Origin of the sequence: Bifidobacterium oedipodis (assembly GCF_012932425.1) — a bacterium.
Classification (GTDB): Bacteria; Actinomycetota; Actinomycetes; order Actinomycetales; family Bifidobacteriaceae; genus Bifidobacterium; species Bifidobacterium oedipodis.
This window is the reverse complement of the sequence record NZ_JAAIII010000001.1, coordinates 481742-498969: the sequence shown is the minus strand read 5'-3', so window position 1 is coordinate 498969 and position 17228 is coordinate 481742. Positions and strand designations below refer to the sequence as shown.

Below are 17228 nucleotides of genomic sequence, written 5' to 3'. Positions count from 1 at the left end.
AAGCGCTCAGGCCCCGAAGAACTTACGAATGCCCTTGGCAGCCTCGACCAGTGCTTGCGCATCCTCAACGGTGTTGTAGACGCCCGAAGAGGCACGATTGGAGGCATATAGACCGAAATGACGATGAATGGGCTGTGCGCAGTGGTGACCCACACGAATAGCGATACCTTGCGCATCAATATATTGACCAACATCATGCGGATGCACGCCAGCCACATCAAACGCCACCGTGCCGATTCGGTTCACGTTCTCACGCGGACCAAGAATGCGGATGCCATCAATATCGCCGAGTTTGAGCAACTCGGCTGCGATGCCTCGCTCATGCTCCTCGATGGCATCCAAACCGATGTTCATCATCCACTCGGCGGCCACACCTGCGGCCACAACCTGCGCAACCGGTTGCGTGCCGGCTTCGAATCTGGCAGGAGGCGCCATATATTGGGCCTCCTGATCCATATAAGCCAATTCGACCATCGAGCCACCGAAATTGGCCGGAGGCAGCGCCTCAAGCAATTCGCGCTTGCCATACAGGAACCCAACGCCGGTCGGACCATACATCTTATGTGCAGAGAAGGCAGCGAAATCCACATCAAGTGCGTGGAAATCCACCTTGAGATGAGGCACGGACTGACAAGCGTCAAGAATGAACAATGCGCCTACCGCGTGAGCTCGGGCGATGATCGGAGCAATGTCGGTAATGGCGCCAGTGGTGTTGCCCACATGGGTAACGGCCACCACCTTGGTGCGTTCGGTGATCACTTCATCAAGATTGTCGGTGCGCACACGGCCATCCTCGGTCAGGTCAAGCCATTTGAATGTGGCACCAGTGCGATACGCCAACTCCTGGAAGGGCAGCAACACCGAATGATGCTCGGCGCGCGACACAACGATTTCATCACCGGGCTGCAAAGCGAAACGCTTGGCCGCCTGTCCCCCACGTCCCAACGATGCATTGCCAAAGGCCGTGGCCAGCAGATTCAGGCCGGCAGTGGCACCAGCGGTGACCACCAGTTCCTCTTCGCCCTCGGCTGCATTGGCACCAACCAGGCGTGCCACTTTGGCGCGTCCATCCTCGAACGCCATTGTGGCGCGAGCGGCCAGCTCGTGAGCTCCACGATGCACACCTGCATTAATCGTGCGATAGAACTCAGCCTCCGCATCGATTACGCATTGCGGCTTTTGAGCGGTTGCCGCCGAATCCAGATACACCAGCGGATGTCCATGCACCTGCTGATCCAGAATCGGAAACTCAGCCCTGATCTTATCGAAATCAATCATTTTAGCCATCACTTCCTCTTGCAGTTTACAGTTGCCCCCTACGCAACGGAGCGGGGGTCTGGGATGTTCTATTCACGACCGTAAAGACTTGGCCAGAGCGGCCCGGAGCGTGTCGCGAATAGAACATCCCAGACCCCCGCGGACACCGCTGGAACTATGGATTACAACCCAGAGCGGGTATTTCAACTCCCCGCTCTTTTCGTCATCTGATGCTATGCCAGAGCGGACTCGGAATCGGCACCTTCGGGCAGGTACTGATCGTAGCCGTTTTCTTCCAGCTCATCGGCCAGCTCAGGGCCACCAGTCTTAACGAAGTGGCCGTCGGCGAACACATGCACGATATCCGGCTTGATGTACTTCAGGATGCGCGTGTAGTGCGTGACCATGAGGATACCGAACTGGTTGGCTTCCTTGGCTCGGTTCACACCTTCGGAGACAATGCGCAGGGCATCGACGTCAAGGCCTGAATCGGTTTCGTCGAGGATGGCGAACTTCGGCTTGAGCAGCTCAAGCTGCAGCACTTCGGCACGCTTCTTCTCACCGCCGGAGAAGCCTTCGTTGACGGAACGGGTGGCGAACTTCGGATCCATTTTCAGGCGCTTCATGGCTGCGGAAAGATCTTTGGTCCACTGGCGGATGGCCGGAGCCTGTCCGTCGATTTCGGTTTTGGCGGTGCGCAGGAAGTTCGTCATGGATACGCCCGGCACTTCCACCGGGTACTGCATGGCAAGGAACAAGCCGGCCTTGGCACGCTCGTCAGGGGTCATTTTGAGAATATCCTGACCATCGAGCAGCACTTCGCCGTCATCAACCACATACTTGGGGTGACCGGCCAGCGTGTAGGCGAGGGTGGATTTGCCGGAACCGTTGGGACCCATGATGGCGTGGGTTTCGCCGGAATTGACGGTCAGATTCACACCTTTGAGGATCGGCTTGATGCCATCCTTGGTTTCGACGTGGGCGACGAGGCCCTTGATTTCGAGAGTGGACATAATGTTGCTCCTCAGTACGTTTACTTATCTTCGAGAACCTGCGCCATGGCGTCGCTTTCACCGCGGGCCAGACGACGGTCGATAACTGCCATCAAATGTTCGGAAATGGCGGGAATACCGATTTCTTCGACGAGCTCGCCGAAGAAGCCGCGCACCACCAGTTTGCGGGCCTCGGTTTCCGGGATGCCACGCGACTGCAGATAGAACAGCTCCTCATCGTCGAAACGACCGACGGAGGAGGCATGGCCTGCTCCGATGATGTTGCCGTTTTCGATTTCAAGATTCGGCTCGGAATCGGCGATTGCACCCGGCGTGAGCACGAGGTTGCGGTTGAGTTCGTAGGAGTCGGTGCCGGGGGCGTTAGGGGTGATGAGGGCATTGCCCACCCATGTGGAATGCGCACCCTGTCCATCGAGGGCGCCCTTGTACACCACACGCGACTTGCACTCAGGGTGGTTATGCACCACCATCGTACGGTGCTCGATATGCTCGCCGGGATCCACGAAGTAGATGCCGAGCATGTTGAGATCGCCCTGTTCGCCGCCGAAATCCTGATCCATGCGAATGCGCACGATATCGCCGCCGAGGGTGACTACGGAGTGCCGCAGGGAAGCGTTACGGCCCACATGGATGCGATGGTTCGCCACATGTTTGGCATTGGCGGACCATTCCTGAATAAATGTGGTCGACACATGCGAATTCGCGCCGGTAGTGATTTCCACGCCTTCGGCCAGACGAGCCTCACCATCATGCTCCACCACCACGTCGGCGTGTGTATTGTCGGCTGCGGCGATCACAAGGTGGAAGGCGTCAAGATCCATTCCCGCGCCATGCACGTGCACCAGCACCGGTTGGGCGATTTCGCCGCGCAATTCCAGAACCGTGGCAGTGGCACCAGAATTCCATTCCACTGCGGAAACACGATCGCAAGGTTTGCTGACGGATCCGGAGAGACCATCGCCAATTTTGACTTGAGATAGCGTAATGCCCTCGGCAAGTGCCGAACCATCAATCATCGACACTTCAATAACAGTTGCGCCAGAAGGCTTGAAGGTGTCAAAGAACTCGTCGATGCGCTCGATGGGCGTGTACCGCCATTCATCCTGCTTACGGTTCGGCTGGGGGAAGTCGTCCACGGCGAAGGAGCGAGCGGCATGATCCACAGATGAGGGCATGGCCGCCGGCATGGCGTAGGGGTTGTTCGGATCCGCGACGGGGAACGTGATTTCCTTGTTCTGTGCCATATCAGCCCACTGATCCTTCCATCTGCAATTCCACAAGTCTGTTGAGTTCGAGCGCGTATTCCATCGGCAGCTCGCGGCTGATGGGCTCCACAAAACCGCGTACGATCATGCCCATGGCCTCGTCCTCATTCAATCCTCGGCTCATCAGATAGAACAGCTGATCTTCGGAAACCTTGGAGACGGTGGCCTCATGCGCCATCGACACATCATCCTCGCGCACATCCACATGCGGATACGTGTCGGAGCGGGAGAACTCGTCGACCAGCAGTGCGTCGCACACGGTGGAATTCGAGGACCCCTCAGCACCCTTGACGATCTTCACCAGACCGCGGTAGGCGGAACGTCCACCGCCACGAGAAATGGACTTGGCCACGATGGTCGACGAAGTGTGCGGGGCAAGATGAATCATCTTCGCGCCAGTGTCCTGATACTGACCCTTGCCGGCAAAGCCAAGCGACATGGTGCTGGCCTTGGCGTACGGCTCCGCCAGGATGCAGGCCGGGTACTTCATCGTGGCCTTGGAACCGATGTTGCCATCCACCCATTCCATGGTGCCGTGCTCACGCACATAGGCACGCTGGGTGACGAGATTGTAGACATTATTCGACCAGTTCTGCACGGTGGTGTAGCGCACGCGGGCATTTTTCTCCACGAAGATTTCCACCACACCGGAATGCAGGGAATCGGTGGAATAAATCGGCGCCGTGCAGCCTTCGACGTAATGCACGTACGAGCCTTCGTCCGCGATAATCAACGTGCGTTCGAACTGACCCATATTCGGTGTGTTAATGCGGAAGTAGGCCTGCAACGGAATATCGACATGCACGCCCTTCGGCACGTAGACGAAGGATCCGCCAGACCATGCGGCGGTGTTCAGCGCCGAGAACTTGTTGTCATCGGAGGGGATGCACTTGCCGAAGTACTTCTGCACAATCTCGGGATACTGCTGCACTGCGGTGTCGGTATCCACGAAAATCACGCCCTGCGCCTTGAGATCTTCCTGAATGGAGTTGTAGATCACTTCGGACTCGTACTGGGCGGCCACACCGGAGACCAGACGGTTCTTCTCGGCTTCAGGAATGCCGAGCTTGTCGTAGGTGGCGCGAATCTCATCGGGCAAATCTTCCCAGGTCGCGGCCTGCTTATCGATCGGCTTGACATAATACTTGAAATCGTCCGCGTCGAAATCCTTCAGATCCACGCCCCACTGCGGCATGGGTTTGGCGATAAAGTCGCGATAGCCCTTAAGACGATTCTCAAGCATCCATTCGGGCTCGTGCTTGTCAGCGGAAATGGCGCGTACCACTTCCTCACTGATTCCCTTTTTCGCCGCCTCTCCAGCAGCATCGGAATCATGCCAACCGTAGGAATAATCGCCAAATTGGCTGATGATTTCGTCGTCCTGTTTGATCTTATCCTCGTTGACGCGGGTGCGATCAGCCACATACTGGCTCATCTCCACGTCAGCCGCGGCGTTCGGTGCTGTGTTATCGGTCACCATCCTGCCTTCCTATCACTCACAAGGTCCTACGCAAACCTAACAGAACCTCGTATGACACACTAGCGCATGTTCGAAATATTGGCTGTGGGCTTGAACACACAAAACCGCCGCCCAGATGGACGACGGTTTTGCATGCATGTGTTTTGTGGACGTTACAGTTGCACGTGCACAGTGGTGCCCATCTTGCACCAGTCGTAGAACCAGGGGGCTACATCCCAGCCGATGCCCACGCATCCGTGGGAGGTATTGCCGCCGCCCGTCGCGGCGAGGTCAGAGTCGCCGTAATAGCTGCTGGTGGCGATGCGGTGGATGGCGCAACCGGACTGAGAGAAGTAATTGACGTAGCCTACGTCCTTAACGTCCCAAGTCGAAACGGAACCGTCGGACAAGGTCAGGTTACCGGACATATCCTGCGATTCGTACTTCAGCCAGATCTTGTAGTCGCCAACGCCGGTGCACAGATCTCCCATGCATTCGCCGGTCACCGGATCATTGCCCTCACCGGCAGACATCCACATGGATTTGACGAGCTGATCGTTTTCGTAGGCGTAGACATGGTGATCCGACAGATCCACGACCACATGACGCTTGGTGGTCTTCGTCTGCATCGGATCGACTTTGCCCTCCACCTGAATCGAGCCGGATCCCTTGGCCAATACAGCCGCCGCATCGGTGCCGATATTCGTATCGGCGCCATCTGCCACGGTGACACCATCATGGCCTTCAGTGTTGACGCCGATTTCCTCGCCATTGCCATTGACGATGACGTCGCGATCCTCACGGTCGGTTTTCAGATTCGGCTTCATCGAATCGTTGTAGTACTGCTGCAGCTTTTCAGCGCTGAACACTACATAGCCGTTACGGGTTTCCCCGTCGTTCAACGGTGCTTCCTGGTTGGCGTTGATGGTCATCGATGCGGCCAATGCAGGGGCATCGAACGTGGCAATGCCGTGATCGCCGATGGTGATCTGAATATTCGCCGCAACCAGACTGTCCAGAGTTGCCTTGGCGGCGTTGGCTACGTCATCGGTGATGACGGGCTTGGTTTCCTTAAGCGTGACAGTGACGGTCTTGGGTTGTTCGGTGCCAAGGGACTGGATGACACGTTCGGCTTCCTTGGCCACCGGTTGCGCATCAGCACCTTGGCCCAACGTCATGGGAACCACGTCAAAACCGTTCTGATCGGCATTCAAGTTCACTTGTGCATCCACCGCGGGCTGCTGGTTGCTGATGCCGAGCTTGGTGTCGATGGCGTTGCTGTCGGCCGTATCAGCCACCGAAGCCGTAACCACGTTATTTTTCTCCCACGGCAGATAACGCTGATACCATACGGTGTCGCGCTTGGCGTTCATCACCTTGTCGGCGATGGATTCGGCGTCGATGCTAATGCCAAGGTCCTTCAGCGTGAACGAATCCGTCTTATCTTCGTAGGTCACAGGCACTTCAGTGTTGTTTACCTGTTCGTCAATCAGCGAAGCAATCTGCTGCTTGGACTTGCCCGTCATGGAATGTCCCCACAACTCAACGCCCGGCAGAGCGTGCGACTGGAAGAACCAGATTCCTCCCGCGCAGGCGGCGGCAAGTGCCACCAGTACGCTGGCCAACACTATCCAAGGCCATACTATGCGCTTCTTCTTCAAGGCGATCGACTCCTTGCCGAAATCCTCGATCGGATCGCCGCCGTCATTCAGCGGGTTGAAGACCTCGGTTTGCGCGCCGTCGAAAGACTGCGTGAAATCCGCGTTGTCGTTGGTCATAGCTCTCTTTCCGATATCTAACTGCTTTTCTGCCTATTATGCACCGACCCTGAGAACGTCTTGCTGACATGGCCAGTGATATAGCTCACATGGAGTTGGCAGGCTCTGTATACACAATCGCCTTGCCTACGCAGAATCTCTGCGGGCAAGGCGATTGCGATTACATAGTGGTAGTGGTCTGTATTACCGATTCACTACGGGCGCTCAGCGCTCGGCTTGATGGTCAAGCGCGGCCTTGACCAGACCGGCGAACAGCGGATGAGGCTTGGTCGGGCGCGACTTGAACTCCGGATGCGCCTGGGTGGCCACATAGAAGGGGTGCACTTCGCGCGGCAGTTCCACGAATTCGGTGAGCTCGCCGTCCGGGCTTTGACCGGAGATAACGAGTCCGCCCTCACGCAGACGATCCTTGTAGGCCACGTTCACCTCGTAGCGGTGACGGTGACGTTCGGTGACGTGCGTGGTGCCGTACAGTTCGGCTACCAGCGAATTTTCGAGCAGCTCAGCCGGGTAGGAGCCCAGTCGCATGGTGTGACCCATGTCGCCCTTTCCAGCGACGATGTCCTTCTGCTCCTCCATGGTGGCGATCACCGGGTTGGCGCAATCCGGCTCAAATTCAGAGGAGTTCGCATCTTCGATGCCCAGCACGTGGCGGGCATATTCGATGACCATGGACTGCAGGCCCAGGCACAGGCCGAGGGCGGGCAGCTTGTTCTCGCGAGCGAACTTCAGAGCGCCGATCTTGCCGTCGATGCCACGGATGCCGAAGCCACCGGGGATCACGATGCCGTCGATGTTGTCGAGTGCAGCGGCTGCGCCTTCGGTGGTTTCGCACTTGTCAGCAGCCACCCATTTGACGTTCACCTTGGCCCAATTGGCGAAGCCACCGGCCTTGATGGCCTCGGTGACCGACAGGTAGGCGTCCGGCAGATCGATGTATTTGCCGACGATGGCGATGTTCACCTCGTGCTTGGGGTGATGCACGCGCTCCAGCAGGTCGGCCCATTCGTCCCAATCCACGTCATGGAAAGGCAGACCGAGTTCGCGCACCACGTAGGCGTCAAGGCCTTCGTCGAACAGGGCCTTGGGCACGTCGTAGATGGACGGGGCATCCACGCAATTGACCACGCCTTCAGCGTCCACGTCGCACATCAGGGAGATCTTGTCCTTGATGGACTGGTTGAGCGGGCGGTCGCTGCGCAGTACCAGCGCGTCAGGGGTGATGCCCAGCTGACGCAGCATCATCACGGAATGCTGAGTAGGCTTGGTTTTGAGCTCGTGGGCGGCGGAGATATACGGCACCAGGGAGACATGCACGAACATGCAGTTGTCGGCACCCAGATCACGGCGCACCTCACGTGCGGCCTCCAGGAACGGCTGAGATTCAATGTCGCCAACCGTGCCGCCGATTTCGGTGATGATCACATCCACATCGTCGCTCGCCTGAGCGCGCATACGGGACTTGATCTCGTTGGTGATGTGCGGGATGACCTGCACGCACTGGCCAAGGTATTCGCCGGCACGTTCCTTGCGCAGCACCTCCTGATAGATCTGGCCGGTGGTGACGTTGGCCTTCTGGCTCAGGAACACATCGAGGAAGCGCTCGTAGTGGCCGATGTCAAGATCGGTTTCGGCCCCATCCTCGGTCACATAGACCTCGCCATGCTGGAACGGATTCATGGTGCCCGGATCGACGTTGATGTAGGGATCAAGCTTCTGCTGCAAAACGTGGATGCCACGGGAACGCAGCAGACGGCCGAGGGAACTTGCCGTCAGGCCTTTGCCGAGAGATGAAACCACGCCTCCGGTGACAAAAATATGTTTGGTAACGTGTTCGGAGGGATTTCCATGTGTTCTTCTAACCATGGAATTCCAGAGTATCAGCCCAGTGTGACCGTGCCACCGGCGGCGTGTTCTCTGTTTGTTTTGGCTGTTTCCCGAGTTTGGGACGCTAATGACGAATAAGAGGGACAAACTTGGGAAGAAAACGACTGTCTTCTCAAGTTTGTCCCCCTGAAGGCGAGTTAGCGTCCCGAACTTGGGACATATCCGCTATTTCAGGATTCCAGCAAATGAACTACTGCGTCGAGGGCCATTTTGTAGCCGTAGAAACCCATGCCGGTGATGGTACCGGTGGCGACAGGGCTGATTACGGAGCGCTTGCGGAATTCGTCACGAGCCGATGGATTGGAGATATGCACCTCCATCAGCGGCAGGCCTTCGTCAATAACCATATGGGCGGCGTCAGCTAAGGCATACGAATAATGCGTAAACGCAGCGGGGTTCATCACCACCGGAGTTTTCTCATCGGCCGCCTGATGCATCCAACGCACCATTTCAGCCTCGTCATCGCTCTGGCGCACTTCAACGTCCAAGCCCAATGCAGCACCCCATTCAGTGCACAGCTTACGGAGGGTTTCCAAATCCTGCTTGCCGTAGACATCTGGCTGGCGGACGCCGAGTCGTCCCAGATTCGGACCGTTGACGACAATGACTCTGGTCATGATGATGGTTCCTTTCCTCAGGGGCTGATTCTTAGCGGGTGATGCGCTCGAAGGCCTCGCGCACGGCGTCGGCCGGCGGATTATCCAAATGGATTACGTGACCGACACGATCGAGCACCACGAAACGCAGCTCATTGCCGCGAGCTTTCTTATCGCGATGCATCAGGGCGAGCACATCATCGAAGGAACCGTTGTTCCATGAGGTCGGCAAGCCCAACGACGAAAGCAGCGAGCGATGGTAGTCGACCAGATCGGCATCGATATAGCCCATGAGATGCGATAATTCAGCGGCATACACCATGCCGACAGCCACCGCGTTGCCGTGACGCCAATGGAAATGTTCAAGCTTTTCGATGGCATGGCCCAGCGTGTGGCCGTAGTTGAGGAATTCGCGCAGCCCCTTCTCTTTCAGATCGGAGGAGACATGGTATGCCTTGACGGTGACCGTACGCTCGATAAGTTCGGCGACTACATCCTCAAGCGGAGTGCCAAGGAATGTCGTGCCATCGAATGCCTTGAGTTCGGCGGCATGGGATTCGAGAATCGAGAGGATTTCGGCATCCATGATGAAACCGGACTTTGCCACTTCGCCCAGGCCCTCGATAAAGATGTCATTGGGCAGGGTGGCCAATGATTTCATATCGGCCAGCACGCCGGCTGGTGTGTAGAAGGAGCCGACCAAGTTCTTGCCCTGCGGTGTGTTGATGCCGGTTTTGCCACCGGTTGACGCATCCACCATGGCCAGCAGTGAGGTCGGGCAGTTGACATAACGCACGCCGCGCATCCAGGTGGCGGCCACGAACCCAGCCAGATCAGTGGCTGCTCCCCCGCCCAGACCAACCACGGCGTCAGAACGGGTGAAACCCTCATTGCCGAGTCGCTGCCAAATGCCGTTGGCAACCTCAATAGTTTTGCCGGCTTCAGCGTCGGGAATTACGATGTCGCTGACTTCATAACCGCCCTGGCGCAGCAGCGCACGGGCTCTGTCGGAATGGCGCTGCACGCTTTGCGTGTGAATCAGCGCGATACGCACAGGCTTGTCTCCCAGCACATCAACCAGATGATTCATCACGCCTTCGCCGATCGCGACATCATAGGGATCGATGGCGGTTCCGGTTACATGGACGGCACGTTCGTTGACCATGTCAATCACTTTCTTTGCGGCACCTTGCGGGGTGAGCCCACGTGTGTGCACATGGACGTTGGCTACCTGGCGGAACACCGGGTCGCGTTCTTTGAACAGTTTTTTCCAGCGTGCGTTGGCATCGCCGTTGAGCATAGGGCGTCCGCCGCCGCGATTGGCACGCTCCATTGCTTCGGCGGGATCGGCCATCAAGTAGACCACACGACCGCCGTCTGCAATATACGCGGCTAAGGCTTCCTGCGTGGCGGGTGTCATCGGGGCACCGCCACCCAGTGAGAAAATACCGTCGAAGGAGGTTAGCTTTTCGCAGATCAAGCGAGATTCGACCTTGCGAAATTCCGGTTCACCGAACTTGTCGAAGTACGCCGGAATTTTCATACCGACCTCGCGCTCGATGTCGATATCGGCATCGGCGAACGGCAGACTCAGTATCTGGGCGATTTCACGTCCGACGCGGGTTTTACCCGCACCCATCATGCCGATGATTACGGCTTTGGGTCTGCTCATCGCATGTGCTCCGGCCAAGAAGCAAGATAAGCTTCACAGTTGCGGCGCGTTTCGGCTACGCTATCGCCACCGAATTTCTCCAGCGCATACTTGGCGAGCGTCAGACGCACCATGGCCTCGGCCACCACGGAGGCGGCAGGCACGGCAGTGGTGTCGGAACGCTGGTTGATGGCTTGCGCGGCCTCACCATTGGCGACATCCACGGTGCCCAAAGCCCTAGGAATGGAAGGAATAGGCTTCATGGCGGCGCGCACGCGAATCGGCTCGCCATTGGACATGCCACCTTCGATGCCACCTGCACGGTTGGTCAGACGGGTGATGCGGCCATCTGCGCCGGGAACCATTTCATCATGTGCAGCGGAGCCGGGGCGCACAGCCTCAAGGAAGCCGTCGCCGATTTCCACTCCCTTAATGGCCTGAATGCCCATAACCGCCGATGCCAGTGCCGCGTCGAGGCGACGGTCGGATTCCGCATAGGTGCCAATACCGGCAGGCACGCCATAGGCGATAACTTCGATCACACCGCCGACGGTATCAGCGGTGTTCTTAATCTCATCGATGCGCGCAATCATGCGCTCTTCGGCAGCCTTATCGAGGGTACGCACTGGGGAAGCATCCAGCGCTTCAACATCGTCGGGGGTGGGCAGCGGCGCATGATCGGCATCTTCCACGCCGGCGCCACCAATGGAAATCACATGAGCCACAGTGCGGATGCCAAAGGCCTGCTCAAGGAATTGGGCGGCAACAGCGCCCAGAGCCACACGCGAGGCGGTTTCGCGAGCAGAGGAACGCTCAAGCACCGGGCGTGCATCATCGAAGCCATATTTACGCATGCCGGTCAGATCAGCATGACCGGGGCGCGGGCGAGAAAGCGGTGCATTGCGACCTTCACGGGCGATTTCATGATCGAGTGGGTCGGCACTCATCACTTCGGTCCACTTGGGCCATTCGGTGTTGCCGATTTCGATGGCTACCGGGGAACCGAGCGTGGATCCATGGCGCACGCCGGTGAGCAGACGTACCTGATCCTGTTCGAATTTCATGCGAGCACCGCGTCCGTATCCGAGACGGCGACGAGCCAACGCGGACTTGATATCATCGCTGGTAACTTGTACTCCGGCCGGCAGCCCCTCGATCATGGCCACCAAGGCCTCCCCGTGCGACTCCCCTGCCGTCTGCCAACGCAACATGTGCATCTCCCTTGTTTTCGTTCGCGATTCCTGCGAACGCGACCCGCATTGTTTTGCGCATAGCGAGTCTCGCGTTCTTGCTAGGGGTTAATGTTAGGGCATGCCGTACCTGTTCTGCCTGCCCGGTCTGCTATGTGGGCTTGCCCTGTCCATCGAGGATGTACGCCATCGTCGTGTGCCATTAACTTGGGTTGCGCTGGGCGCGCTATGCCAACTGGTGGCTGATCTTGCCTATGGCATCATCAGCAATAACCTATTTGCGCTTGTACAGGCGTTGTTGTTCACGGCCTTGTGTTGTTTGCTGCAATTGGCATTGGCCTTGATTGTTCCCAAGACGCTGGGATTTGGCGACGTAACGGCACTCATCCCTCTGGGATTGGCAGTCGGCCTGTTCGGATTGTTTGCCGTGGTCGTGTGGTGGCTGGCCATGGGGCTATTGGGCTTGGCTTGGATTGTGCTGTGGCTCCGCTTCGACCCACAGCACACATCCGCTTATGCCGGCAAAGTGCCATATGTTCCGGCGCTATTAATCGGCGCAATTATCGCGATAACGGTTGCAAACGTAATCAGCTGAATCAGCAAATAGCACTTGCAGTTCACGTCTGTTGCTTTCACGTCTGTTGGCTGCTACTGGTTGTCGGCTTCCCACTGATGAAGCTCGGCAACGAACTGCTCGAATTGCGTGTTCTGCTGATCAAGCGAGCCCGAGGTGAATTTGGTTTCTCCGGTGTCAAGGTTGGTGGTCACGAAGAACAGCCAATCGCCATCTTCCGGATTCATGGCGGCTGTAATCGCATTATCGCCCGGAGAGCTGATCGGGGTAGGCGGCAATCCCTTGCGCTGACGTGTGTTATAGGGATTATCGGCATCGTCAAGCATGGCCTGCGTGATTTGGGAGGGCGACACATTGTTGCCATAGGCAACCGTGGAATCCATACCCAGCGTCATATCCTGTTCGAGGCGATTTTCGATAACGCGTGTCACCTTGCCGTAGTATTCGGATTTGTTGACTTCGGCCTCAGCTATGGAGGCGATGTTCAGGATACGTTCGCGTTCCTCGCCAGTGGGCACACCAAGATCATCCAATTTGGCGATACGTTTGTCGACCAGGGTTTTGATGATTTCAGAGGCTGTATCCAAGTCCGCGAGATTATAGGTGCCAGGTTCGAACCAGCCTTCGAAACTGCCTGACGCTTCGGCGGGCAGGATACCGTCGCCACCGCCGTTGATCACGTCTTCGAACTCATCCTTGGAGATGCCGGATAGTTCTGCCGCTGAGGCAATGACATCGCTGATGCGCTCACCGGCACGAACCTCGAGGAATCCGGACGCTTGCGTCTGATCAGACAGGATCTTCACCACATCGATGGCCTTCATATGCGTTTTCAGCGCAAATGTGCCCGGGTACAGTGTGGCGTTATTCGCGCTGACAGCACTGGTGAACACTGCCACAGATTTGATGATGTCGGCCTCATACAATGCCTGTGCGATTTGTCCGGCACTTTGGCCAGTTTGCACAGTAAAAGAAACATCCTCATCGCCAGGACCTGCATAATCAGCAGCCTGCTGTGTCTGTGAGCTTTCCCTGGCATCTCGCCAAGCCCTGAGTTTGCCATATGCGAAGAAACAGCCTGTGACCACCAGCGCCACAACAATGACGACGGCAATAATCCCAATAAGATGCCGACGCTTGTGTTGCGCACGGCGACGCCGCATATCACGGCGCGATTTTGGCGGCTGGGGAGGATTGCCAGAGCCCGCAGCGGGGGCTCCCTGCTCTACCCAATGCGTATTCTCGTCGAAGAACTCGTCAAAACCATCTGACATGGAACCCGATACCTCACTGTTCCCTCGCACGGTCTAAAGCCGTCTGCAAAATCACCACTGCCGACTGCTGATCCACCATTGGCCTGTGCCTGTTCGAGGATTGGCGCGCCTCGAACAGCTGACGATGCGCAGTGACGGTCGTCAGCCGCTCATCCACCAATGATACCTGCACCGCCGGGTGCTCTTCGGATGTGTCTTCTCTCTCGGTTTGCAGCCTCTTGATCAGGTTGGCCGCCCACCTACGCGCCTTTTTGGCGCTTTTGCCCTCGGTGCCATCCATATTCAGCGGCAGTCCGATAACAACATGCTCAACATGCTCGTCCTCGATCATATCAAGTACATCGTCAATGGCAAAGAAATAGTCGCCCGCAACATGAATGTTGCCGGCGGGATGCGCAAAGGTAAGCTCCGGGTCAGACAGTGCCAGTCCGACCCGGGCATTACCCAAATCAACACCTAACCACACCACGGGCGTGCGTCAGGCCTTCTGTGCCTCGTGCTTAAGGGCTTCGAGCGCCTCATCGATCTTGGTCGCATCGGCACCGCCACCCTGAGCGAAGTCCGGCTTGCCGCCGCCACCGCCGCCGAGGATCTTGGATGCGCCGCGCACCAGATCGCCAGCCTTGATACCAGCCTTGCGAGCGGCCTCATTGGTGGCCACGGCGACCATGGGTTTGTCGTCCTCGCTTACGCCAGCCAGCGCCACAACCACAGGATTCTCTTCGCCAAGCTGGCCACGGATATCGAGCACGGTCTTGCGCAGGGCATCAAAGGAACCAAAGTGGCCCACGTTCTTGACGGCAGCCTTGACCGGGGCAATGGAAGCCTTGGTATCAGCCACGAGTGCCGGCACGGCAGCGGCCAGCTGGCCCTCATACATGGCGGCCAGACGACGGTCGGATTCCTTGAGTTTGGCCAACAGCGCGTTGACGCGCTCAGCCAGCTCGTCAGGGCGAGCGTTGAGCTTGTCGCTCAGCTGAGAGACAAGAGCGTGCTCGCGGGCGTTGAACTCGTAAGCGCCAGCACCCACCACGGCATCGACACGACGTACGCCGGAGCCGATGGAAGCCTCAGAGAGGATGTTCACAGCACCGATCTTGCCGACGTGGTCAACATGGGTACCGCCGCACAGCTCGCGGCTCCAGCCATCCTCACCGATGGAGACGACGCGCACGACGTCGCCATACTTCTCGCCGAACAGGTGCATGGCACCCAGGGCGATGGCGTCGTCAAACTTCATCTCCTTGGTGGTCACGGCGAGGTTGTCGCGCAGCTTGTCGTTGACACGCTCCTCGACGGCGGAGATTACGGACTTTGCCGGTGCCTTGGACCACTGGAAGTCGAAGCGCAGACGGTTCGGAGCATCCTCGGAACCACGCTGGGTGGCCTGCGGGCCAAGCTCCTCGCGCAGCGCCTTGTGCACCATATGCGTGGCGGTGTGCGAACGGGCGATAGCGCCACGACGGTTCAAATCGATATTCGCATTGACCTGTGCACCAACAACCAGCGTGCCCTCGGTCAGACGGCACTGGTGAACGATGAGGTCCTTGATGGGCTTCTGCACGTCATCGACCTCAAGCACTGCACCGTCATCGGAGAGGATTTCGCCCTGATCGGCAAGCTGACCGCCGGCCTCCGCATAGAACGGGGTGCGGTCAAGGATGACCTCGATGTTGGCCGGTCCGGTCACAGCCGGCACCGAGCCCTTGCCCTCCTGCATGATGCCGATCACCTGTGCGCGGGCGGACATGTCGGTGTAGCCGAGGAAGTCGATCGGCTTGGCCAGGGTCTTCTTGAAATCGTCGTAAACCGACAGATCCACGTTGTGACGCTTCTTCAGCGCGTCGGCGCGGGCACGGGACTTCTGCTCGGCCATCAGTTCGCGGAACTTGGCTTCGTCGACCTTCACGCCCTGATCAGCGGCCATTTCCAGCGTCAGCTCGATCGGGAAGCCGTAGGTGTCGTGCAGGGTGAACGCGTCATCGCCGGACACGGTGGCGTCGGAGCCGGCCTCCTTGGCCTTCTTCACAGCCACGTCGAGAATAGTCGTGCCGTTCTCCAAGGTGCGGCGGAACGCATCCTCTTCGCCGTATGCGGACTCGCTAACCTCATGGAAGGTGTTGTTGAGCTCCGGATAAGTGGCTTCCATAGCGGCCTTGGAAGTCGGGAACAGGGTGGGCAGCACGGGGTCGGTCACGCCGAGCACGCGCATGGCCTGCACGGTGCGGCGCAGCAGACGGCGCAGCACGTAGCCACGGCCGTTGTTGGACGGGCGCACGCCATCGGACATGATCATCAACGCGGAGCGCACATGATCAGCCACAACACGGAACTTGACGTCCATGGCCTCGTCATCGCCGTAGGTACGGCCAGAAAGGCGCTGAGCCGCCTCGATGACAGGGAACACTTCATCGGTTTCATAAATGTTGTTCTTGCCCTGCATGAGGTAGGCAAGACGTTCCAGACCGGCGCCGGTATCGATGTTCTTGTTTTCCAGCTCGCCGACGATATGCAGGTCGGTTTTGGACTTGACGTTGTCGACCTCGTAGTTTTCGAACACGAGATCCCAGATTTCGATGTAGCGGTTCTCATCGGCGATGGGGCCGCCCTCGACGCCGAAGTCGGGGCCGCGGTCCACGTAGATCTCGGAGCATGGGCCGCCGGGGCCGGGGCCGCCGGTGGTCCAGAAGTTGTCTTCCATGCCCATGATCTGGATATGCTCGGGGTCAACGCCCTCGTTCTTCCACATGGAGCGAGCTTCCTCATCATCGGTGAAGGTGGTCATCCACAGCTTCTCCGGGTCGAAGCCGTAACCACCCTGATCCTGCGGAGTGGTGAGCAGCTCCCAAGCGTAGTGGATGGCTTCTTCCTTGAAGTAGTCACCGAAAGAGAAGTTGCCGAGCATCTGGAAGAAGGTGCCGTGGCGGGTGGTTTTGCCGACCTCATCGATATCCAGCGTACGCACGCACTTCTGGTTGGAAGCCATGCGCGGATGCGGCGCGGTCTGCTCGCCCATCAGGTAGGGGATGAACGGCACCATGCCGGCGATGGTGAACAGCGTGGTGGGATTCGGTGAGATAAGGGATGCCGAGGGCACGACCATATGGTCATGCTTGGCAAAATAGTCGAGATATCGCTTGGCGATGTCCGCGGTGCGCATGAGCGGATGAACTCCTTGTTGTTGTGGTTTTCGGCGCGGTTGCGCCATGTTCTGTTGGGAACGACTGCGTGGCATGTTCGGTATTCGGCCGAGCATAGTGCCGTTGGGGATATTAGACTGTGCG

13 protein-coding genes are annotated in these 17228 nt (G+C 58.0%); 1 reads left to right on the top strand and 12 read right to left on the bottom strand.

Annotation, left to right across the window (positions count from 1 at the left end; genetic code table 11):
* Positions 1 to 6 precede the first annotated feature (6 nt).
* The 9 genes from G1C95_RS02120 to aroC form a co-directional block, all read right to left on the bottom strand.
* Positions 7 to 1278, bottom strand: a complete 1272-nt coding sequence (locus G1C95_RS02120; protein WP_169171512.1) for a cysteine desulfurase — start codon at positions 1276 to 1278, stop codon at positions 7 to 9.
* A 212-nt stretch (positions 1279 to 1490) separates the two neighbouring features.
* The gene (gene sufC / locus G1C95_RS02115; protein WP_169171269.1) at positions 1491 to 2270 is read right to left on the bottom strand and encodes a Fe-S cluster assembly ATPase SufC; all 780 of its coding nucleotides are present in this window, start codon (positions 2268 to 2270) and stop codon (positions 1491 to 1493) included.
* Between the two features lie 20 nt (positions 2271 to 2290).
* Positions 2291 to 3514, bottom strand: a complete 1224-nt coding sequence (sufD, locus tag G1C95_RS02110) for a Fe-S cluster assembly protein SufD (RefSeq protein ID WP_169171268.1) — start codon at positions 3512 to 3514, stop codon at positions 2291 to 2293.
* A 1-nt stretch (position 3515) separates the two neighbouring features.
* Complete coding sequence (gene sufB, locus G1C95_RS02105; protein ID WP_277348154.1) at positions 3516 to 5015, bottom strand: Fe-S cluster assembly protein SufB; 1500 nt, start codon at positions 5013 to 5015, stop codon at positions 3516 to 3518.
* 152 nt (positions 5016 to 5167) lie between these two features.
* Complete coding sequence (locus tag G1C95_RS02100; protein WP_169171267.1) at positions 5168 to 6772, bottom strand: L,D-transpeptidase; 1605 nt, start codon at positions 6770 to 6772, stop codon at positions 5168 to 5170.
* A 204-nt stretch (positions 6773 to 6976) separates the two neighbouring features.
* Complete coding sequence (locus G1C95_RS02095) at positions 6977 to 8638, bottom strand: CTP synthase (protein ID WP_169171266.1); 1662 nt, start codon at positions 8636 to 8638, stop codon at positions 6977 to 6979.
* Between the two features lie 191 nt (positions 8639 to 8829).
* Positions 8830 to 9276, bottom strand: coding sequence for a type II 3-dehydroquinate dehydratase (aroQ, locus tag G1C95_RS02090; RefSeq protein WP_169171265.1), 447 nt, complete (start codon positions 9274 to 9276; stop codon positions 8830 to 8832).
* A 31-nt stretch (positions 9277 to 9307) separates the two neighbouring features.
* Entirely contained in the window at positions 9308 to 10927 is a 1620-nt protein-coding gene (locus tag G1C95_RS02085; RefSeq protein ID WP_169171264.1) for a bifunctional shikimate kinase/3-dehydroquinate synthase, read from the bottom strand.
* Positions 10924 to 12117, bottom strand: a complete 1194-nt coding sequence (gene aroC / locus G1C95_RS02080) for a chorismate synthase (RefSeq protein ID WP_169171263.1) — start codon at positions 12115 to 12117, stop codon at positions 10924 to 10926. The genes G1C95_RS02085 and aroC overlap by 4 nt, the downstream gene beginning before the upstream one ends.
* Positions 12118 to 12217: 100 nt before the next feature.
* Here aroC and G1C95_RS02075 point away from each other — a divergent pair, with 100 nt between their 5' ends.
* Entirely contained in the window at positions 12218 to 12691 is a 474-nt protein-coding gene (locus G1C95_RS02075) for a prepilin peptidase (protein ID WP_169171262.1), read from the top strand.
* A 53-nt stretch (positions 12692 to 12744) separates the two neighbouring features.
* Here G1C95_RS02075 and mltG read toward each other — a convergent pair whose 3' ends face one another.
* The 3 genes from mltG to alaS are packed head-to-tail and all read right to left on the bottom strand — an operon-like array spanning position 12745 to position 17104.
* Positions 12745 to 13944, bottom strand: a complete 1200-nt coding sequence (mltG, locus tag G1C95_RS02070; RefSeq protein ID WP_169171261.1) for an endolytic transglycosylase MltG — start codon at positions 13942 to 13944, stop codon at positions 12745 to 12747.
* A 13-nt stretch (positions 13945 to 13957) separates the two neighbouring features.
* The gene (gene ruvX / locus G1C95_RS02065; protein ID WP_169171260.1) at positions 13958 to 14413 is read right to left on the bottom strand and encodes a Holliday junction resolvase RuvX; all 456 of its coding nucleotides are present in this window, start codon (positions 14411 to 14413) and stop codon (positions 13958 to 13960) included.
* A 9-nt stretch (positions 14414 to 14422) separates the two neighbouring features.
* A complete protein-coding gene (alaS, locus tag G1C95_RS02060; protein WP_169171259.1) occupies positions 14423 to 17104 on the bottom strand; it encodes an alanine--tRNA ligase in 2682 nt (893 codons plus the stop codon).
* Positions 17105 to 17228: the final 124 nt, after the last annotated feature.